We start from the raw sequence: 20,840 nt of genomic DNA, 5'->3' as shown, positions 1-20,840 counted from the left end.
GTGAGCCAGCAAGAGACCGAGAAGATTGCCGACTACCTGCGCAAGGTGACGGTGGACCTGCGCCGGGCCCGCCAGCGGATCCAGGAGCTGGAGCAGGTGGAGCCCATCGCCGTGGTCGGGATGGCCTGCCGCTACCCGGGCGGGGTCGCCTCCGCCGACGGGCTGTGGGACCTGGTCACCGCGGGCGGTGACGCGGTCTCGGACTTCCCCGTCAACCGGGGCTGGCCGACCGGCCTGTACGACGCCGACCCGGACAGTCCCGGCCGCACGTACTGCACCCGGGGCGGCTTCCTGCACGACGCCGACGCTTTCGACCCCGCCTTCTTCGGCATCTCGCCGCGCGAGGCGCTGGGCATGGACCCGCAGCAGCGGCTGCTGCTGGAGACCGTCTGGGAGACGTACGAGCACGCGGGCATCGACCCGGCGTCGGTGCGCGGCTCGGAGACGGGCGTGTTCATGGGCGTCATGTACTACGACTACGCCCCGCCGCTGCGCCAGATCCCGGCAGAGCTGGAAGGCGTGCTGATGACCGGCAACGCCGCCAGCGTCGTCTCGGGGCGGATCGCGTACAACTTCGGCCTGACCGGGCCGACCGCGACCGTGGACACGGCGTGCTCGTCGTCGCTGGTGGCGCTGCATCTGGCGGTCAAGGCGCTGCGCGACGGCGAGTGCACGGCGGCGCTGGCGGGCGGGGTCGCGGTGATGCACACCCCGGCGACCTTCGTGGAGTTCAGCCGCCAGCGCGGCCTGGCCGCCGACGGCCGGTGCAAGTCGTTCGCCGCCGAGGCCGACGGCGTCGGCTGGTCCGAGGGCGTGGGTGTGCTGCTGCTGGAGCGCCTGTCGGACGCGCGCCGGCTGGGACACCCGGTGCTCGCGCTGGTACGCGGTTCGGCGGTCAACCAGGACGGGGCGTCCAACGGGCTCACCGCGCCGAACGGCCCCTCGCAGCAGCGGGTGATCCGCCGGGCGCTGTCCTCGGCGGGACTGTCCACCGCCGATGTGGACCTGGTCGAGGCGCACGGCACCGGGACCCGGCTCGGCGACCCGATCGAGGCCGAGGCGCTGCTGGCCACGTACGGGCAGGGCCGGGCCGGGGACAACCCGCTGTGGCTCGGATCGCTGAAGTCGAACATCGGGCACGCGCAGGCGGCCGCGGGTGTCGGCGGTGTGATCAAGATGGTGCAGGCGCTGCGCCACGGCATCATGCCGCGCACGCTGCACGCGGCGAACCCGTCGCCGTTCGTGGACTGGTCGGCGGGCGCGGTCGAGCTGCTGACCGAGGCGCGCCCGTGGCCCGACCTCGACCGGCCGCGCCGGGCGGCGGTGTCCTCGTTCGGCGTCAGCGGCACGAACGCGCACATCATCATCGAACAGGCCCCGGCCACCGAGCCCGCGCCACCGGCGGAGCCGAATCAGGACGGACGAACCTCCGCGTCCGAAAGGGCGCTGGTGCCGGCCGTCCCGCCGCCCGCGTCCGCTCCGTCGCCCGCCGCGTCGCGCGACCAGGCGCGGGTGCGGGCCGCGCTGCCGCTGGTGCTGTCCGCGCGTACTCCCGCCGCGCTGCGCGGACAGGCGTCGCGCCTGCTGCCGCTGTTCGGCCAGGACGGTCCCGAGCCGGTGGATGTCGGCTTCTCGCTGCTCGCGTCCCGGGCGGCGTTCGAGCATCGTGCCGTCGTGGCCGGGCGCGACCGGACGGAACTCGCCGCGGGCCTGGAGGCGCTCGCCCACGGCGGGTCACCGGTCACCACGCCCGGCCGTGGCGCGCTGGGCATGCTGTTCACCGGCCAGGGGGCGCAACGCGCGGGCATGGGCTCCGGCCTGTACGAAGCCTTCCCGAGCTACGCGGCCGCGTTCGACGAAGTCTGCGCCGTGCTGGATCCGCTGCTCGGGCACAGCCTGCGCGAGGCGATCGACGCCGGAGACCGGCTGCAGGAGACGGGCCTGACCCAGCCCGCGCTGTTCGCGGTCGAGGTGGCGCTGTTCCGGCTGGCCGAGTCCATGAGTGTGAAGCCCGGCTTCGTGGCCGGGCACTCGATCGGCGAGATCGCCGCGGCGCACGTCGCCGGGGTGCTGTCGCTGGCCGACGCGGCGACCCTGGTCGCGGCGCGGGGGCGGCTGATGCAGGCGCTGCCCGCAGGCGGCGCGATGGTCGCGGTGCGCGCCTCCCGCGAGTCGGTCGAGCAGGCGATCGCCGGACTCGGGCAGGAGCACGCCGGGCTGGTGAGCGTGGCGGCCGTGAACGGGCCCGCCTCGGTCGTCGTCTCCGGCGCCGAGCAGGCCGTCGACGCCGCCTTGGCCGCGCTCGGCGTGTCCGGCAGGCGGCTGCAGGTCAGCCACGCGTTCCACTCGCCGCTCATGGACCCGATGGTGGCGGAGTTCGAGCAGGTCGTCGCCGGGCTGACGTTCCACCCGCCGACGGTGCCGTTCGTGTCGACCGTGACCGGCGAGCCGGTGGCGGCCGAGCAGCTGACCCGGCCGGGTTACTGGGCGGAGCACGTACGCCGACCGGTCCTGTTCGCCGACGCGGTCGGCGCGCTGGCCACCGCCGGTGTGTCGACGCTGCTGGAGATCGGGCCGGACGCCGTGCTCACCGCGATGGCGGCGGAGTCCCTGCCGGACCACGTGACGGCGGTCGGCGCCCAGCGCCGCGACCGCGACGAGGCGGTCACCTTCCTGGAGGCCCTCGGCACCGTTTACGCCCGCGGCCACGCCGTCGACTGGCCCGCCCTGTTCGCCGGGACCGGTGCGCGGCGCGTGGACCTGCCGAGCTACGCCTTCCAGCACGAGCGTTTCTGGCTCGTGCCCGCCACCGCATCCGGCGATGTGGCCGGGGCGGGCATCGACGCGGCCGGGCACACGCTGCTGGGCGCGGCGGTGCCCCTTGCCGACGGGAGCGGCCTGGTGCTCACGGGCCGGCTCACTCGCGCAACGCTGGGCGACGTCTTGGCCGCAGAGCCGGCCGTGCCTGGCACGGTCCTGTTGGAGCTGGCGCTGCGCGCTGCCGACCAGGTCGGCTGCGGCCGGGTCGCCGAGCTGACCCTGGACCGGCCACTGCCGACCCCGGTCGGTGAGCAGGCGCTGCGGCTGCAGGTCGTGGTGTCCGGTCCCGACGGCGACGCGCGCCGCACCGTCACCGTGCACGCCCGGCCCGAGGACGACGACACCGGCTGGACCAGGTACGCCCACGGCGTCCTCGCGTCGGGCCAGGCCGTGGCAGAGCCGCTCACCGGTGATCCCGTCGAGGTCGCCCTTCCCGACGAGACGCAGGCAGGCTTCCTGCTGCATCCCGGCCTGGCCGAGCTTGCGCTGCGGAGCGCGCCCGCCGACCCGGACGTGGTGCCGGTGCGCTGGACCGACGTGACCGTGTACGCCACGGGCGCGCAGCGGCTGCTGGTGCACGCCGCGCCGGTCGACGGCGGTCACCGCGTCGTCGCCCTCGACCCGGCCGGGCAGCAGGTCGCCGTTTTCGGCACCGTCGGCTACGCGCCCAGGGCCGCCTGGCAGGGCGCTTCCGCCGCGGCCGACTCGCTGTACACCCTGGACTGGACCCCCGTGGAGACACCGGCCGAGCCGGTGGACCTGAGCGGATGGGCCGTGCTCACCACCGGCGGCGACGCCTCGGATCTCGCCTGGCAGCTGGGCGTCAGGTCGGTGCCGGACCTGGCCGGCCTGGACCCCGCGCCGCCGGTGGTGCTGGTCGAACTGTCGTCGGACACCGGCCTCACGATGGCGCAGCGGGTGCGGGCGACCACCGCCACGGCACTGGAGCTGGCCCAGAACTGGCTGGCCGAGCCGAGGTTCGCGGCGTCCCGGCTGGCCGTGATCACCCGAGGGGCGACCGGGGCGGCGGCCGCGCCGGACCTGGCCGCCGCCTGGGGACTGCTGCGCACCGCGCAGAGCGAGCATCCCGACCGGTTCGTGCTGGTCGATCTGGATGCCGAGAGCACCTCGGCCGCGCTGACCCCCGCGGCGCTGGCGGCGGGCGAGCCGCAGCTCGCGGTACGCCAGGGGCGGCTGTCCGCCCCGCGGCTCAGCCGGGCGGCCGGGGAACCGGCCCCGGTGGCGTTCGTGCCGGAAGGGACGGTCCTGGTCACGGGCGCCACCGGGGCACTGGGCGGGCTGATCGCCCGGCACCTGGTGCGTAGGCATGGCGTACGCAACCTGCTGCTGGTGAGCCGCCGCGGTCCCGACGCACCGGGCGCGGCCGAACTGGAGCAGGAGCTGACCGCACTGGGCGCGCGGGTGCGCACCGTCGCGGCCGACGTGTCCGACCGGGCGGCGCTGGCCGCCGCCCTCGACACCGTGCCCGCCGAGCACCCGCTGACCGCCGTCGTGCACGCGGCCGGGGTGCTCGACGACGGACTGCTCGTCGCGCAGACCGCGCAGCGACTCGACACCGTGCTGCGGGCCAAGGCCGACGCCGCCTGGCACCTGCACGAACTCACCCGCGATCGGGGACTGTCGGCGTTCGTGCTGTTCTCGTCGGTGGCGGGCCTGCTCGGCGGGGCCGGGCAGGCCGGTTACGCCGCCGCGAACGCGTTCCTGGACGCGCTGGCCGCGCACCGGCACGCGGCGGGACTGCCCGCCCAGTCGCTGGCGTGGGGCATGTGGGCGCAGGCGGGGGCGATGACCGCGGATCTGTCCGAGGCGGACCTGCGGCGGCTGGCCCGTGCGGGCATCGCGCCGCTCGACGCGGACCAGGGCCTGGGGCTGTTCGACGCGGCACTCGGGCGGGCCGAGACGCTGCTGGCGCCGGTACGCCTGGATCTGCGCGCCCTGCACGGCCAGGACCGGTCCGCGGTGCCGCCGCTGCTGCGCGGCCTGGTCCGCACCGCCACCCGGCGCACGGCCGCCCACGGCGCCGCCGTGCCGCTGGCCGAGCGGGTCGCCGCGCTGCCCGCCCCGGAGGCGTCGCGCCTGCTCACCGACCTCGTCCGCACCGAGGTCGCGGTGGTGCTGGGCCACCCCGGCCCGGCGGCCGTCGACCCCGACCGGGCCTTCCGCGAGATCGGCTTCGACTCGCTGGCCTCGGTGGACCTGCGCAACCGGCTCGCCGCCGCGACCGGGCTGACCCTGCCCGCCGCGCTGGTGTTCGACCAGCCCACCCCGACCCTGCTCGCCGCGTACCTGCTCGGGGAACTGGCTCCCGCAGCAGCGACGGTCGTGGACCCGCAGGAGGCCGCCGTGCGCGAGCTGCTGGCCACTGTGCCGATGGCGCGGTTGCGCCAGTCCGGGCTGCTGGACCTGCTGCTGCGCCTCGGCGAACCCGACGGCGGGGATGCGCCGGCCGAAGCCGGGTCGATCGACGAGATGGACGTCGACAGCCTGCTGCGGCTGGCCGGCGAGAGCGCGGCCCGCTGATGGCGGCCTCGGTGGAGCAGCTCGTCGAAGGGCTGCGCGCGGCGCTGAAGGAGAACGAGCGCCTGCGGCAGCAGAACCAGAGCCTCGTCGACGCCATGGCCGAGCCGATCGCGATCGTCGGCATGGCGTGCCGGTTCCCCGGCGGGGTGAGCTCACCGGAGGACCTGTGGCGGCTGGTCTCCGCCGGGGGCGATGCCATCGGCCCGTTCCCGCAGGACCGGGGCTGGCCGGAGGACCTGTACGACCCGGACCCGGGCCGCTCGGGCCACACGTACGCGCGCACCGGCGGCTTCCTCGACGGCGCGGACACCTTCGACGCGGCCTTCTTCGGCATCTCGCCGCGCGAGGCGCTGGGCATGGACCCGCAGCAGCGGCTGCTGCTCGAAGTCACCTGGGAGACCCTGGAACGGGCCGGGCTCGACCCGGCCGCGCTGCGCGGCTCCGACACCGGCGTGTTCGTCGGCGGCAACGGCCAGGACTACCCGCTGCTGCTGGCGCAGGACCCGCGGCCCGTGGAGGGCATGCTCATCACCGGCAACGCGGCCAGCGTCGCGTCCGGACGGATCTCGTACACGTTCGGCTTCACCGGCCCGGCCCTCAGCCTGGACACCGCCTGCTCGTCGTCGCTGGTGGCGCTGCACCTGGCCGCGCAGGCGCTGCGCGCCGGGGAGTGCTCGCTGGCGCTGGCGGGCGGGGTCACGGTGATGTCCACGCCGTTCGGGTTCGTGGAGTTCGCCCGGCAGCGCGGGCTGGCCCCGGACGGCCGGTGCAAGGCGTTCGCGGCCGGGGCCGACGGCACCGGCTGGGCCGAGGGCATCGGGATGCTGCTGGTGGAGCGGCTGTCCGACGCCCGCCGCCTCGGGCACGAGGTGCTGGCGGTGCTGCGCGGGTCGGCGGTCAATTCCGACGGCGCGTCCAACGGGCTCACCGCCCCGAACGGGCCGTCCCAGCAGCGTGTCATCCGGCAGGCGCTCGCCGCGGCCAGGCTGTCGCCATCCGAGGTGGACCTGGTGGAGGCGCACGGCACCGGCACCGTGCTCGGCGACCCGATCGAGGCCGACGCGCTGCTCGCGACGTACGGCGCGGACCGGGCCGAGCCGCTGTGGCTGGGTTCGGTCAAGTCCAATCTGGGGCACACGCAGGCCGCCGCGGGCGTGGCCGGGGTGATCAAGACGGTGCTGGCGATGCGGCACGGCGAGCTGCCGCCGACCCTGCACGTCGACGCGCCCACCCCGCACGTGGACTGGAGCTCCGGCACGGTGCGGCTGCTCACCGAGGCCCGGCCGTGGCCGCGCGGCGACCGGCCGCGTCGGGCGGGCGTGTCCGCGTTCGGGATCAGCGGCACCAACGCCCACGTCATCCTGGAGGAGGCCGCCGCCCCGCCGCCCGCGGCCTCGCCGCAGCCGCCCGCGGTGGTGCCGTGGCTGCTGTCGGCGCGTACGCCCGAGGCGCTGCGGGCGCAGGCGGCGCGCCTGCACGAGGCGGTCGCGGGGGGCGCGGATCCGGTGGCGGTCGGCTGGTCGCTGGCCCACACCCGGGCCCGGTTCGACCACCGCGCGGTCGTGTCCGGCACCGGGCGCGAGCACCTGCTCGACGGGTTGGCCCGGCTCGCCCGGGGTGAGACCGGCCCCGGCGCGGCCGCCGGACGGCGTGGCGCGGGCCGGGTCGCGGTGCTGTTCACCGGGCAGGGCGCGCAGCGGGTACGGATGGGCCTGGACCTGGCGGCCGCGTTTCCGGCGTACCGCGACGCGTTCGACGGGGTGTGTGCCGACCTCGATCCGCTGCTGCCCCGGCCGCTGCGCGAGGTCGTCGCGTCCGGGGAGGGGCTCGGGGAGACCGGGTTCGCCCAGCCGGCCCTGTTCGCCGTCGAGACGGCGCTGTTCCGGCTGCTGGAGTCCTGGGGCGTGCGCCCGGCCGTGCTGGCCGGGCACTCCGTCGGCGAGATCGCCGCCGCGCACGTGGCCGGAGTGCTGTCGCTGCCGGACGCGGCGCGCCTGGTCGCCGCGCGGGGCGCGCTGATGCAGGCGCTGCCGCCCGGCGGGGCGATGGTCGCCGTCGGCGCACCCGAGGACGAGGTCCTGCCGCTGCTGGCGGCACACGCCGCGGCGGTCGCCGTCGCCGCGGTCAACGGCCCGTCCTCGGTGGTGGTCAGCGGCGAGCAGGACGCGGTCGACCAGATCGTTGCCGAGCTGCGCGAACGCGGTCGCCGGACGCGGCGGCTGGAGGTCAGCCACGCGTTCCACTCACCGCTGATGGAGCCGATGCTGGACGGGTTCCGCGCCGTCGTGACGGCGCTCGCCTTCGCCGAGCCCCGGATACCGATCGTGTCCACTGTGACCGGTGCCCTGACTCGTCCGGGCGAGCTGGCCGACCCTGCGTACTGGGTCGGCCAGGTCCGGCAGCGGGTCCGGTTCGCCGACGCCGCGGCCGCGCTGTACGCCACGGGCGTGGACCTGTTCGTCGAGGCCGGGCCGGACGGCGTGCTGTCGGCGCTGCTGCCCGGGTGCCTCGGCGACACGGGCGCACCGGCCGTGCCGATGCTGCGCCGCGACCGCCCCGAACCGCTGTCCGCAGTCGCCGCGTTCGCCGAGGCCGCGGTCCGCGCCGACGTGGACTGGTCGGCGTTCTTCCCGGACCCGGCTCGCACCACGCTGCCGACCTACGCCTTCCAGCGCCGCCGCCACTGGCCGGCCCGCGGCCTGCCCGGCGCGCGGCGGCAACCCGACGACGTCACGCCGGGCGCGGCTCCTGTCACGGCGTCTTCGAGCGCGGAACGCGGCGCGGCGCCTGCGGACGCGGCGACCGGCACGTCGGCGCAACGGCGGGCGCAGTCGCCGGAATCCGGTCCGGCGTCGCCGGCCGCGCGCTCCGCCGGTCGCAGCCGGGACGAGTTGCGGCAGCTCGTCGCCGCCGCGGCCGCCGCGGTGCTGGGACACCCGGATGGCGAGCTGGACGAGACCACGACGCTCACCGCGCTGGGGCTCACCTCGCTGTCCGCCGTGGAGCTGCGCGACCGCCTGCACGCCGCGACCGGGCTGGCCCTGCCCGCAGCGGCCCTGTTCGACAACGCCACCGTGGGCACGCTGACCGAACACCTCGCCACCACGGCCGGAGCTGTCGCCGCAGTGACCGAGCACCTCGCGACGCCCGGCGGGCCCGCTGCCGAGGCGGGAAAGACCCTGGTGGAGACGTTCCGGCGGGCGTGCCTGGCAGGACGGGTCGGCGAGGGCATGGACCTGCTCGCCGATGCCGCCGCCGCACGGCCGTGGTCGGACAAGCCGGTCGTCGGCGAGCCGGTGCGGCTGGCTGAGGGATCGGCCGCGCCCGCACTCGTGTGCCTGCCGTCGTTCGTGGCCCCGGCCAGCCCGGTGCAGTTCGCCCGCATCGCCCGAGGCCTGCGCGGAGCACGCCCGGTGTCGGCGCTGCCGCTGCCCGGCTACCTGCCGGGCGAGGACCTGGCCGAGGACGTGCCGTCGCTTGTGGCCGCGATCGCCGACCGGGTGCCCGATGGCGAAGCGGTGCTGGTCGGCTACTCCTCCGGCGGCTGGCTGGCGCACGCCGTCGCCGCCGAACTCGCCGACCGCGGCCGCGGCTGTGCCGGCGTCGTGCTGCTGGACACCTTCCCGCCCGGCGCGCCCGAGCTGACCGCGCTGCAGGACGTGCTGTTCCAGGACCTGGCCGCCCGGCCCGAGGTGGTGGCGCTGGTCGACGCCGCCAAGCTCGCCGCGATGGGCCACTACCTGCGGCTGTTCCAGGACTGGCGACCGGAGCCGTCGCCGGTGCCCACGCTGCTGGTGCGCGCCGAACGGATCCTGGCCGGGCCGGCGGAGCGCACCGCATGGCCCGTGCCGCACGACGCGGTCACGGCCGCGGGAGATCACCGCTCCCTCGTCGAGGAGCACGCCGCGGCGGCGGCGCAGGCCGTCGAGCACTGGCTGACGTCCCGGGGCTGAACCCCCCTAGTCGAGAAAGGACAATACCGTGACCTACGCACCACAGGCCGACGACGTCGACCTGCTCAGCTGGAGCTTCGTGCAGGACCCCTACACGACGTACGCCCGGCTGCGCCAGGACGGCCCGGTCACCCGGCAGGTCGTCAAGACACTGGCCACCGAGCTGAACGCCTGGGTGGTGACCAGCCACGAGCACGGCCGTGCCCTGCTGGCCGACCCGCGGCTGTCCAAGGACTCGGTGGCGCTGCCCGGCGTGGTCAACCGCCACTCGGTGGACGGCAGCCAATCGGCGACCGAGCAGCCCAAGAGCATGCTGTTCAGCGACCCGCCGGACCACACCCGGCTGCGTCGGCTGCTGGGCAAGGCGTTCACCATGCGCCGCGTCGAGCAGATGCGCCCGTGGATCGTACGGCAGGTCGACGAGCTGCTCGACGGCGTCCGGCCGGGGGAGGAGTTCGACCTGGTCGACCGGATCGCGCTGGCGCTGCCGATCTACGTCATCGGCAACCTGCTGGGCGTGCCCGAGGAGCGCTTCGCCGACTTCAAGGTCTGGAGCAGCGCCCTGGCCAGCGTCGACATCACCGCGGAGGAGAAGCAGCAGGCGCTGGGTGCGGCGTTCCAGTACCTGCGGGAATTGATCGCGGGCAAGGCCGCCGAACCGGCCGACGACATGATCTCCGCGCTGATCCAGGCGACCGACGACGGCGTACGCCTCGCGCCGGCCGAGCTGATGTCCACGGTCTTCCTGGTGATGAACGCCGGCTACGAGACCACCGCCAACATGATCAGCAGCGGGATGCTGGCCCTGCTCACCCACCCCGACCAGCAGGAACTGCTGCGTACGGACCCGTCGCTGCTGCCCGGCGCGATCGAGGAGTTCCTGCGCTTCGAGAGTCCGCTGAACCTGTCCACGATCCGGTTCAGCACCGCCGACATCCCGGTCGGCGACGTCGTCATCCCCGCCGGGGAGATCGTCTTCGTGGCGTTCCCGGCCGCCAACCGCGACCCGGCCCAGTACGACGACCCGGACCGGTTGCGCGTGGACCGGCGGGCCGGTTCGCACCTGTCGTTCGGGCACGGCATCCACCACTGCGTGGGCGCGCCGCTGGCCCGCCTCGAAGGCGAGATCGTCTTCCGGGCGCTGCTGGAGCGGTTCGCGTCGTGGCAGCTCGCCGTCCCGGTCGAGCACCTGACCTGGCGCTACACCGCGCAGTTCCGCGGCCTGGAGCGGCTGCCGGTCGTCCTGAAGTGACCCATCCACCGCAACGAGCAGGGAGACACAGCATGTCCAACACAGACGTGGTCGCGGGATTCTTCGCGGCGGGCGAGGCCGACGACGTGGCGGCCGCGATCGCGCATTTCGCCGAGGACGGGGTGTGGATCGCCGCCGAGGGGTCCGAGCCCGGCACGACCTACCGCAAACCCGCCATGTCCGAGCTGCTGACCAGGCTCATCGCCGTGCGCAAGGAGTACGAGGCGAAGGGCGTGAAGATCGCGTACGGCGACCTCGTCGAGGCGGGCGACAAGGTGTACCTGGAGATCGTGGTCAGCCTCGACGGCAAGGTGCTCGACCGCTCGATCGACGTGTTCACCGTGGTCGACGGCAGGATCGCCGTCAAAGACGTGTACCGGAAGGCGTGAGTACGCTCGATGGCTGTGGCACAGACCTCTGACGCCGAGCGCTGGGTGCGCCGCTTCCATCCCGCCGACGGCGCGCCCGTCCGGCTGGTGTGCTTCCCGCACGCGGGCGGCTCGGCCAGCTTCTTCTTCCCGGTGTCGCGTGAGCTCGCGCCGGCGGTGGACGTGCTGGCCGTGCAGTATCCGGGACGCCAGGACCGGCGGGCCGAACCCCCGCTGACCAGTATCGACGGGCTCGCCGACCGGCTGGCCGAGGTGCTGGCGCCCCATGCGGACCGGCCGGTGGTGTTCTTCGGCCACAGCATGGGCGCGCTGGTGGCGTTCGAGACCGCGCGGCGGTTCGAGGCCGCCGGGCATCCGGTGCGCGCCCTGGTCGCCTCGGGTCGGCGGGCGCCGTCGCGGGTGCGGCACGAGAACGTGCACCAGCGCACCGACGAGGGCATCGTCACCGAGTTGCGGCTGCTCAGCGGCACCGAGTCGGACCTGCTCGGCGACGACGAGGTGGTCCGGATGATCCTGCCCGCGCTGCGCGCCGACTACCAGGCGGTGGAGACCTACCGCTGCGACTCGGGGCGGCGGATCGCCGCGCCGATCCTGGCGCTGGTGGGTGACGCCGACCCGCGGGTGGACGTGGCCGAGGTGGAGACCTGGGCGGCGCACACCGGCGGGGCGTTCCGGCTGCGGGTGCTACCAGGCGGGCACTTCTACCTGACCGGCCAGCAGGCCGCGGTGCTGGGCGAACTGCGCTCGGTCACCGCGGCCGCACACAGCGCCGTGGACGCGGCGACGGCGTGAGGTCCGCGCCGGGCGGGCGGACGCCCGGCGCGGACACCCCCGGACGCAGTAGTTTCATGGATATCGATGTCCAATCCAGACTCCGAGCCACGCCGAATCGTTGTACCGAGTGAGAAAGTCGGCAGTTGGTGGTCCCGATAGGCGGCCCGACGGTAAGTTCGTCGCGGTGGCAACGGGGCCTTTCTTTCTGGACACGGTTCGGTAACAGGTGGCCAGTACCCTTCGATGTGTCAGGTTCGTTGCTGCGCATGCGAGGCGCTGGGGGGCGCCGGGTACGGGACCACGACGGGGGAGGGACGACGATGAGCGCTGCCGTGCATCTATCCGGTTACCGACAGCTGGTGTCCGCCCTGACCCGGGCGCGCGAAGGCGCGGGCCAGGTGGTCCTGCTCGACGGCCCGACCGCCGGCGGCAAGACGTACCTGCTCGATCTGCTCGTCCAGCTCGCTCGCGACGAGGGCGACCTGGTGCTCACCGCGGTGTGCTCCAAGTTCGACCGGACCGATCATCTGGCCGTGCCGCGGCAGCTGTTCGGCTCGCTGGGGCAGGCGGTCGAGCCCGCGCTCAGCGACGCCGGGACACTCGTCGGCAGGCTGTCCGCGCTGGCCGGCACGAGCGCGGTGGTGGTGGCGGTCGACGACCTCCGCCACGCCGACCCGGCCTCGCAGCGCTTCGTCAAGCAGCTGGCAGCCAGCCTGGCCGGGCAGCCGATACTGCTGGTCTGCGCCGACCGGGCGCGCCCGGCCGCCGGGTTCCCCGGGATCTGGGCCGATCTCCTCGACCAGGCGCACCTGCGACGGATCGACCTCGGGCCGCTCACCTCGTGCGAGGTCGTCCGCACGGCCTGGCACGGCCACGGGCTCACCCTCGGCGAGGCGTTCGCGCAGCGCCTGGCCGCCGTCACCAACGGCAGCGCGCCGCTGGTGAACGCGCTGCTGGCCGATCACCTCGCCCGGTACGGCAGGCGCGTGCCCGACGGCGTCGACCCGGTCGGCGGCCGGGCCTACCGGCAGGCCGTGCTCGACTGCCTGCACGCCCTCGACCCGGAGGACCGCGACATCGCCGAGGCGGTCGCCGTGATCGGCTCACTGGGCGCGGTCGACATGGTGTCGCAGGTGGCCGGCGGGCAGCCCGCGGAGGGCGCGATCGCCGAGCTGACCGCGTGCGGCCTGCTCGACGCCACCGGGTTCCGCACCCGCGCCGCGCACGAGGCGGTGCTGCACAACATGTCGGCCAGCCGGCGGGCGTCGCTCAGCCGCCTGGTCGTCGAGCTGCTCGTCCCGGCCGGGGCGAGCCCGGACGACGTCGCCTCCTGGCTGGCCGCCGTGGAGAACCTCGACCCGATCAGCGAAGCCGCGCCACCGCAGCCCCAGCGGCGGGTCAGCGCCAGCCGTTTCGTGCCGGTGCGGGTGCTGCAGATGCTCGGCGACGGGTCCGCGGGCAACCTCGACTTCGCCGGGGACGGCCGCAGCCGCCGGCACTGGCACGTCGGCGCGGGGGAGCAGCCGCGCACCGCCGAGCCGCGCTCGCTGTGGCACGCCACCGAGACCGTCGCCGCGCTGGAGCAGGAGATCGCCGGCCTGCCGCCGGGCGCGTTCACCGTGGCCGACCTGCGGGCCCGGCAGCTGATCATCGGCTGCGACTACCCGAGCCTGCTGCCGTCGGTGCTGGCCCGGGTGAAGGTCGACAGCCGCCGGCTGACCGAGCAGTCGCCGCGCTTCGCCGCGGTGCACTCGCTCAGCCGGGTGCTGGGCGGCCACGACACGCAACCCGCGCTGGCCGACGCGCACGCGGCGCTGACCGCCTTGGAGCGCGGCCGGGAGAACTCCCGGGCCGTGGTCAGCGCGCTGGCCACCCTGCTGCACGAGAACCAGTTCGCGCCCGCCGCGGCGTGGTGCGAGCGCTTCGCCTCGATCGCCCGCGCGGAAGGCGACGTCGCCGCCGTCGCCGAACTGCTCGCGCTTCAGGCGCAGATCACCATGCGGGGCGGTGACACCGCCAAAGCGATCGCCCAGGCCGAGCACGCGCTGGAGCTGATGGCGCCGGAGCAGTGGGGGATCCGGCTCGGCATGCCGCTGTCCACGCTGCTGCTGGGCACCACAGCCGTCGGCGACCATGAGGCGGGTGTGCGCTACTTCCGGCACCGCCTGCCCGAGCCGATGTTCGACAGCCGGTACGGCCTGCACTACCTGTACGCGCGGGGCCACTTCTACCTGGCCGCGGGCGAGCACCTGTTCGCGCTCGCGGATTACCTGCGCTGCGGGCGGCTGATGACGCTGTGGCGGGTCGACTCGCAGGAGCTGGCGCGCTGGCAGCTCGGCGTCGCCGCCGCGTACATGGCGATGAACGACTACGACAAGGCGGTCAGCACCATCGCCGAGGCGCTGCCGCGGCGGTCGGACGACCCGCTCGACGCCGAGCACGCCCGCAAGTGCGAGTCCATCTTCGAATCCTTGCTGACCTCGGCGGGCACGCCCGGACTGCTGTCCACGATCGAGCACCTGTGCCGCAACGTGTTCACCCGGACGGAGACCGAGCCGGTCGCCAAGTACAAGATCGTCGACCGGTACGCCGACTGCCTGGACCGGCTCACCCTGGCCGAGCGCCAGGTGGCGGTGCTGGCGGCGAAGGGCTCCACGAACCGGGCCATCGCCCGGGAGCTGTCGATCACCGTCAGCACGGTCGAGCAGCACCTGACCCGCGCGTACCGCAAGCTGCAGGTGGTCGGCCGCAATGAGCTGCGGGTCCGGCTCGGTTGAGCGTGGTGGGGCGGCCAGGATGGCGCCCGCCCCACCACGCCGCCCTCAATCAGTCCGCGACCGCGACGCGGGTGCGGTGGTGGCGCGGGTTGTCGATCTCGTCGACGATGGCGACCGCCAGGTCGGCGTAGGACAGGTGGCTGGTGCCGTCCTCCTTGGCCAGCAGCTGGTCGCCGCCGGTGCGGTAGGCGCCGGTGCGCTCGGCCTGGTCCAGCACCATCGGCGGGGTCAGCACGACCCAGTCCAGCTCGGTGTCGGCGGTGCGCAGCGTGTCCAGGCCCGCGGTGTGGCCCTGCGCGAACTCCTTGTACGCCTCCGGGAAGTCCGGCGTGTCCAGCATGCGCACGCCGGGCGCGACCTCCAGGTTGGAGACCATGCCGATCACGACGGCCCGGCCCACGCCCGCCTTCGGCAGCCCCTCCAGGAACGCGTTGGCCGCGCCCACGAAGAAGTCGCCCGGGGCGCTCTGCGGGTCGTACGCGGCGTTCACGGCGGCGTCGTGCCCGGCGGCCAGGCCCGCCACCGAGGACGCGTCGCGCACGTCGCCCGCCACCGCGGCGACGCCCAGGTCGGCGTACTTGGACGGGTCGCGGACCACGGCCGTCACCTCGTGGCCGCGCTTGACGGCCTCGTCGACGACGGCACGGCCGGCCTTGCCACCGGCGCCGAACACGATAATCCTGCTCATATGCAGACCTTCCCCTAGTATCGGTGTATCCCGATCTTTGTGGCCGAGTCTAGAACGGAAGGTACTTGTTACCGCAAGGGTACCTAAGTACCCTCTGGATAGTGACCACGTCATTGGACCCAGAGATGTTCGATCCGGCCTGCCCGTCCAGCGCGATGCCGATCCGCATCGGCGACAAGTGGGCCGGGCTGATCATCTGCTGCCTGGAGGACGGCCCCAGGCGCTTCACCGAGATCCAGGTCCCGCTGCGCGGCGTGACCGCGAAGGTGCTCGCCCAGACCCTGCGCGGCATGGAGCGCGACGGAATGATCACGCGTACGGCGTACCCGGAGATCCCGCCCCGGGTCGTCTACGAGCTCACCGACCTGGGCCGCACCCTGCTGGAACCGATCGCCGCCTGCCGCGAGTGGGCCAAGGAGCACCTGCCCACGATCCTCGCCGCCCGCGAGGAGTGGGAGAAGGCCGCCGCCGCGGCCTGAGCCGTACGTCCACGAAGGAAGGGACCGGGCTGTCCCTTCCTTCGTGCTGCCGCCCGCCAGCACCCCGCATGAGGTGAGAATGCAACCCGGCACGCTTTACGCCATCAGCGACCTGCACGTGGGCTACGCCGAGAACCGCGCGCTGCTCGACGGGCTGCGGCCCACCTCGCCGCGGGACTGGCTCATCGTCGCCGGTGACGTCGGCGAGATCTTCGACGACGTCGTCGACGTGCTCGCCGGGCTCCGCGAACGGTTCGCCAAGGTGATCTGGGCGCCGGGCAACCACGAGTTGTGGACTCCGCCGCAGGACCCGGTGCAGACCCGCGGCGAGCGCCGCTACCTCGACCTGGTGCGGCGGTGTCGGCAGCTCGGCGTGCTGACCCCGGAGGACGACTACGCCGTATGGGAGGGCGAGGGCGGCCCGGTGGCCGTCGCGCCGCTGTTCCTGCTGTACGACTACTCGTTCCGGATGCCCGGCATGCTGACCAAGGCGATGGCGTTGCAGCACGCGTACGACACCGGCATCGTGTGCACCGACGAGATGCTGCTGCACCCCGACCCGTACGCCAGCCGCGAGGAGTGGTGCCTGGCCCGGGTCGAGTACACCCGCGCGCGGCTGGACGCGGTCGACCCGGGTCTGCCCACCCTCCTGGTCAACCACTTCCCGCTGGTCCGGCAGCCGACCGACGTGCTGTGGCACCCGCAGTTCGCGCAGTGGTGCGGCACCGAGCTGACCGCCGACTGGCACGTGCGCTACCGCGCCGCGGCAGCCGTCTACGGCCACCTGCACATCCCACGCCTGACCTGGTACGACGGCGTGCCGTTCCAGGAGGTGTCGCTGGGCTACCCGCGCGAGTGGAAGACCCGGTCCGCCCCGCCCGCGATGCTGCGTCCGGTGCAGTGGGCCGCGGTGCCCGCATGATGGGCCCGCTGCTGCCCGCCGCCGCCACGGTGGTGGAGGCGTTCGACGACACCGTGCCCGCACCGCTGTTCCCGGAGGAGGAGCAGCTGGTGGCGCGCGCGGTGGACAAGCGGCGCACCGAGTTCGCGACCGCCCGGCGCTGCGCCCGCGAGGCGCTGGCCAGGCACGGCTTCGCGCCCGCGCCGCTGCTCGCCGGCGAGCGCGGGCAGCCGCTGTGGCCCGCCGGGACGGTCGGCAGCATCACCCACTGCGCCGGCTACCGCGCCGCCGCCGTCGCCCGCGCCGCCGATCTCGGGTCGGTCGGCGTCGACGCCGAACCGCACCAGCCGCTGCCCGGCGGCGTGCTCGACACGATCGCGCTGCCCGCCGAACTGGCCCGGCTACGGGCGATGGCCGCCGCCCACCCCGGGGTCTGCTGGGACCGGGTGCTCTTCAGCGCCAAGGAGTCGGTCTACAAGGCATGGTTCCCGCTGGCCCGGCGCTGGCTCGACTTCACCGACGCCGACCTCGCCTTCGACCCGGACGCCGGCACGTTCAGCGCCACTGTGCTGATCGACGCTCCCCGGTACGGCGACACCCCGCTGTCGCGGTTCGACGGTCGTTTCGCCGCCTCCGCCGACCTCGTGGTCACCGCGGTGACCGTGCCCGTCCGGCCGTGACGCCACTGCGCGGTCTCAGGGCCGCGCGCCGGGCTGCTCGAATACTCGGCTGCGGGTGAGACCGCCGCGCGTCTAGGGTGCCGTGCGGGAAGCCGCACAGCCCTGGCCCACCGGCCGGCGGATCGGAAGTGAGCACACGATGACCAGTCGACTGTCCGCCCTCTGCTTCAACGCGCTCGAACCGCTGCCACTCGCGCGGTTCTGGGCGGGAGTCCTGGGCAGGCAGCTCGTCGACGATCCGCACGACGGCGTCGTGCTCCTGCCCGATGACGACACCGCGTTCCGGATCCGGTTCGTCCCGAGCACCGAGCCGAAGATCGGGCAGAACCGCGCGCACTTCGACCTTCCGAGCGCGTCCCTGGAGGCCCAGCGGCAGACCGTGGCCACGGCGCTCGAACTCGGCGGCCGGCACATCGACGTGGGCCAGGGCCCCGATGCCGACCACGTGGTGCTCGCCGACCCCGAGGGCAACGAGTTCTGCGTCATCGAGCCGGGCAACAACTTCCTCGCGGGCTGCGGCCTCATCGGCGCGCTGTCCAGCGACGGCATGCCGGAGGTCGGCTACTTCTGGAGCGCGGCGCTCGGCTGGCCGCTGGTCTGGGACCAGGACCAGGAGACCGCGATCCAGGCGCCGTACGGCGGCACGAAGATCACGTGGGGTGGTCCGCCGCTGATGCCCAAGACGGGCACCGACCGGCTGTACCTCGACCTCGCTCCACCGGTCGGCGGCGATCAGCAGGCCGAGATCGAACGCTTGCTCTCCCTCGGCGCGACCCTGCTCGACAAGGGGCGCGACGACGCCGGTCGGGTGATGATGGCCGCGCCGGGCGGCAACGAGTTCTGCTTGCTGATGCCCCGATAGCACGCCCGTCCGCGCCTGTCGCAGCCGTCCCTTAGGGTCTGGACGGATCATGGGCGGCAGGCGTGGACGGCAGGGGTGGGCGATGTTCGAGCAGTCGGGCGGCACGCTGGCGATGATGGCGCTGGTACATCGGGCCCGCCGGGCGGGGGCCGCCGGCGACCTCGCCGCCCTGCGGACCACGGCCCGGGACATGCTGGCCCAGTTGGAGACCGCGAGCGCCGGACGCCTGCCGAAAGCCGACGAGCAGGAGCTGGACCGGCTGTACGACACGGCGTTCCCGCTCACCGACCCCGCCGACCCCGCCGACGTGCTCGACGCGCCCTGGCGGACCACGGCGCGGCTGGCCGCGCTGCGGGCCCTGCTCGGCGGGCAGCAGAGCCCCGACGTCCGCCTCGACGCGCTCGTCGTCGCCGCGCTCGACGCCGGTGACCTGAACCTGCTGCGCGTCGTCGCGCTCACCCCGCTCGGCGAGATCTGTGGCACGTCGCGCGCACTGCTGCTGGACGCGCTCCAGGCGGCAGGCGAGCTGGACGACGAGGTCGTCGAGCGGTTCGCCGCCGACACCGACACGGTCCGCAAGCTGGTCGGCCGCGGCAGTCCGGTCGTCGCCTCGGCCACCGGCGACCGGTTCCGGCCCGCCCTGCACGACCGGATGTGGGAACTGGTCTGCGCGCCGGCCCTCGACGAGGACCGGCTGCTGACGCTGCCCGTGCCGCGTGGGTTGCGCTTCGTGCGGTGGGCGCTCGACTTCACCGGCAACTGGCGGGTCGCCCGGCACCTGGGCGCGGCGGCGCTGACCTCGGCCGAGCGGGGCGAGCTGATCGGACTGCTGCGCGGTGCGCCCGTGGAGCGGCAGGAGCGGGCGTTCACGCTGCGCCTGGCGGCCGGGGACGCGCAGGCGCTGCTGCCGCTGCTCGGCCTGGCCGGGGCCGAGCGCCTGCTGCGTCTGATCCAGACGGGCCAGGCGACGAGCCGCGTGGTGCGCAACGACCGGGCGGCGATCCTCGCGGCGGCGGCCGAGGCGGGCGGCGCGGACGTGGCCCGGTTGCTGAAACTGGTGCCCAACGACGTGGTCGCGGCGGCCCTCGGGCTGCGCCGCGGACCGGTCATGACGCGGGTGGCCAAGGACTCGCCGGTGGGCCTCACGGCGTACGGCATGCTGCCGCCGGCCGACGGTGAGACCGTGTTGGACCGCTGGGTGGCGCTGCGTGAGGTGCACCGGCGGGGCATGGAGTTCTCCCCGGAGCGGCGACGTCAGCACGCGGTGGCCCTGGACGTCGCGCTGGACCACCTGGCCCAGGTCGGCGGATACGCCGACGCCGCCGCGCTGGACGAGGCGGGGGAGGCGCATTCGCCCACACCGGTCCCGCCGCCGCTGGTCGTCGGGCCGTACACGGCCGCCGTGGGGTTCGTCGCGGGCGAGCCGGCGGTCGTCGCGAGCAAGGGCGGCCGCGTGCTGAAGTCCCTGCCCAAGGCCGTACGCGAGGACCCGGGCATGGTCGCGTTGCGGGAGCATCACGAACTGGTACGCGGCCATGCCTCGCGGCTGCGCGGCAGGCTGCACCGCCTCGTCACCACCGGCGTGCCGGTGCCGCCCGCGGAGCTGGCCCGGCTCCGCGCCACCCCGGTCGGGGCAGGGCTGCTGCCGCTGCTGGTGTGGCAGGACCAGGGCGGCCTGTTCGGGCTGCTCGACGACGTGGACGCGACTGGCCCGGTCAGCGCGGCGCATCCAGCCACGCTGGCCGCCGCCGGACTGCTGGGGCGTTGGCAGGCGGAGGCGGCCCGGCGCAGGCTCTGCCAGCCGGTGCCGCAGCTGTTCCGCGAGTGGTACGCGCCGACGCCTGAAGAACTCACCGGCGACGCGACCCGCTTCACCGGCCGGGTGATCGACGGAGGCGCGGCGGCCCGGGAACTGGCGTCCCGCGGCTGGTCTCTTCACGACACCGCACAGCCGTACGCGACCAGACGGCTGGGCGAGCACACCGCGGTGCTGCACGCCGTCACGGCGGGCTACTGGGCGGCGGGCGACGTCGGCTTCACCCGGCTGGAGTTCCGCGACGGCGACACCGCCATGCCCGCCGACCGGGTGCCGCCGGTGGTGTTCTCGGAGGCGGTGCGCGATCTCGACCGGGCCGCCTGGGCCGGCCGCCGCAGCGTCGGCGACTACTCGACGGGCCTGGCGCGGTCCCGCGCGGAACTGCTGACCGCCGTGCTCGGCGACGGCGGACCGGACCGGATCACCCGGCACGGCGACACCGTCGTGGTCGACGGCTCGCGCGCGGTGTACCGGCTGCACCTGGGCACCGATGCCGTCGTGATCGGCGACCGCCCGGGGCCGCGCGACCTGTCGTACAGCTTCGGCGACACGCAGCATCCTGCGCTGTTCCAGCCCGTCGAGCGTGCCGACCATGCGACCACGCGCCTGCTCACCCGGATCCTGCTGCTGGCCGAAGACGAGAAGATCACCGACGAGTGGACCTTGGAGAAACTGGGTCTGCTGCCGCACGGGACCGTGCCGGCCTGCAGCATGTGCGGAAGTGACCATCTCTGGGGCTGACGTCCGACGTAGGGGGTGATGTCGCTCGCTTCGTTTGGTAACGATAGTTGTAGTCGACCAACCCTGTACCAGCGAGGACAACACACAGTCACCAATGGACCACGAATCACGGTTTGTGACCGGGGACGCGGGGTGGCTAGTTTGTTCAAGTCTCACTTGACGTTCGG

General features: G+C 74.2%; 12 protein-coding genes. 11 read left to right on the top strand and 1 reads right to left on the bottom strand.

The features are described from left to right. The 6 genes from AB0B35_RS07295 (at position 1) to AB0B35_RS07270 (ending at position 14,506) form a co-directional block, all read left to right on the top strand. Entirely contained in the window at positions 1-5,361 is a 5,361-nt protein-coding gene (locus AB0B35_RS07295; RefSeq protein WP_361041881.1) for a type I polyketide synthase, read from the top strand. Next, positions 5,361-9,314, top strand: a complete 3,954-nt coding sequence (locus AB0B35_RS07290) for a beta-ketoacyl synthase N-terminal-like domain-containing protein (RefSeq protein ID WP_361041878.1) — start codon at positions 5,361-5,363, stop codon at positions 9,312-9,314. The genes AB0B35_RS07295 and AB0B35_RS07290 overlap by 1 nt, the downstream gene beginning before the upstream one ends. Before the next feature lie 28 nt (positions 9,315-9,342). After that, the gene (locus AB0B35_RS07285; protein WP_361041875.1) at positions 9,343-10,566 is read left to right on the top strand and encodes a cytochrome P450; all 1,224 of its coding nucleotides are present in this window, start codon (positions 9,343-9,345) and stop codon (positions 10,564-10,566) included. Between the two features lie 32 nt (positions 10,567-10,598). Then, positions 10,599-10,955, top strand: a complete 357-nt coding sequence (locus AB0B35_RS07280; RefSeq protein WP_361041873.1) for a nuclear transport factor 2 family protein — start codon at positions 10,599-10,601, stop codon at positions 10,953-10,955. Between the two features lie 15 nt (positions 10,956-10,970). Next, the gene (locus AB0B35_RS07275; protein WP_360526611.1) at positions 10,971-11,747 is read left to right on the top strand and encodes an alpha/beta fold hydrolase; all 777 of its coding nucleotides are present in this window, start codon (positions 10,971-10,973) and stop codon (positions 11,745-11,747) included. Between the two features lie 302 nt (positions 11,748-12,049). Next, positions 12,050-14,506 carry a LuxR C-terminal-related transcriptional regulator gene (locus AB0B35_RS07270; protein ID WP_361041871.1) on the top strand — a complete coding sequence of 819 codons (2,457 nt, stop codon included), beginning with the start codon at positions 12,050-12,052 and terminating at the stop codon, positions 14,504-14,506. Positions 14,507-14,555: 49 nt separating this feature from the next. On the opposite strand, the gene AB0B35_RS07265 is transcribed toward AB0B35_RS07270, so the two are convergent. Next, positions 14,556-15,194, bottom strand: coding sequence for an NAD(P)H-binding protein (locus AB0B35_RS07265; RefSeq protein ID WP_360526605.1), 639 nt, complete (start codon positions 15,192-15,194; stop codon positions 14,556-14,558). A 101-nt stretch (positions 15,195-15,295) separates the two neighbouring features. On the opposite strand from AB0B35_RS07265, the gene AB0B35_RS07260 reads away from it, so the two are divergent. The 5 genes from AB0B35_RS07260 to AB0B35_RS07240 all read left to right on the top strand — a co-directional run bounded on the left by AB0B35_RS07260 (position 15,296) and on the right by AB0B35_RS07240 (position 20,673). Further along, the gene (locus AB0B35_RS07260) at positions 15,296-15,673 is read left to right on the top strand and encodes a helix-turn-helix domain-containing protein (protein WP_361041868.1); all 378 of its coding nucleotides are present in this window, start codon (positions 15,296-15,298) and stop codon (positions 15,671-15,673) included. A gap of 79 nt (positions 15,674-15,752) precedes the next feature. Then, positions 15,753-16,595 carry a metallophosphoesterase gene (locus AB0B35_RS07255; protein WP_361042176.1) on the top strand — a complete coding sequence of 281 codons (843 nt, stop codon included), beginning with the start codon at positions 15,753-15,755 and terminating at the stop codon, positions 16,593-16,595. After that, positions 16,592-17,254, top strand: coding sequence for a 4'-phosphopantetheinyl transferase superfamily protein (locus AB0B35_RS07250; protein ID WP_361041865.1), 663 nt, complete (start codon positions 16,592-16,594; stop codon positions 17,252-17,254). The genes AB0B35_RS07255 and AB0B35_RS07250 overlap by 4 nt, the downstream gene beginning before the upstream one ends. 139 nt (positions 17,255-17,393) lie before the next feature. After that, positions 17,394-18,116, top strand: coding sequence for a VOC family protein (locus AB0B35_RS07245; RefSeq protein ID WP_361041863.1), 723 nt, complete (start codon positions 17,394-17,396; stop codon positions 18,114-18,116). Between the two features lie 82 nt (positions 18,117-18,198). Then, positions 18,199-20,673, top strand: coding sequence for a DUF4132 domain-containing protein (locus AB0B35_RS07240; RefSeq protein WP_361041861.1), 2,475 nt, complete (start codon positions 18,199-18,201; stop codon positions 20,671-20,673). The last annotated feature ends 167 nt before the right edge of the window (positions 20,674-20,840 follow it).

Origin of the sequence: Catellatospora sp. NPDC049133 (assembly GCF_040648455.1) — a bacterium.
Taxonomy (GTDB): domain Bacteria; phylum Actinomycetota; class Actinomycetes; order Mycobacteriales; family Micromonosporaceae; genus Catellatospora; species Catellatospora aurea.
Note: the sequence above shows the minus strand (reverse complement) of the source record. Positions and strands in the feature narration are given on the sequence as shown.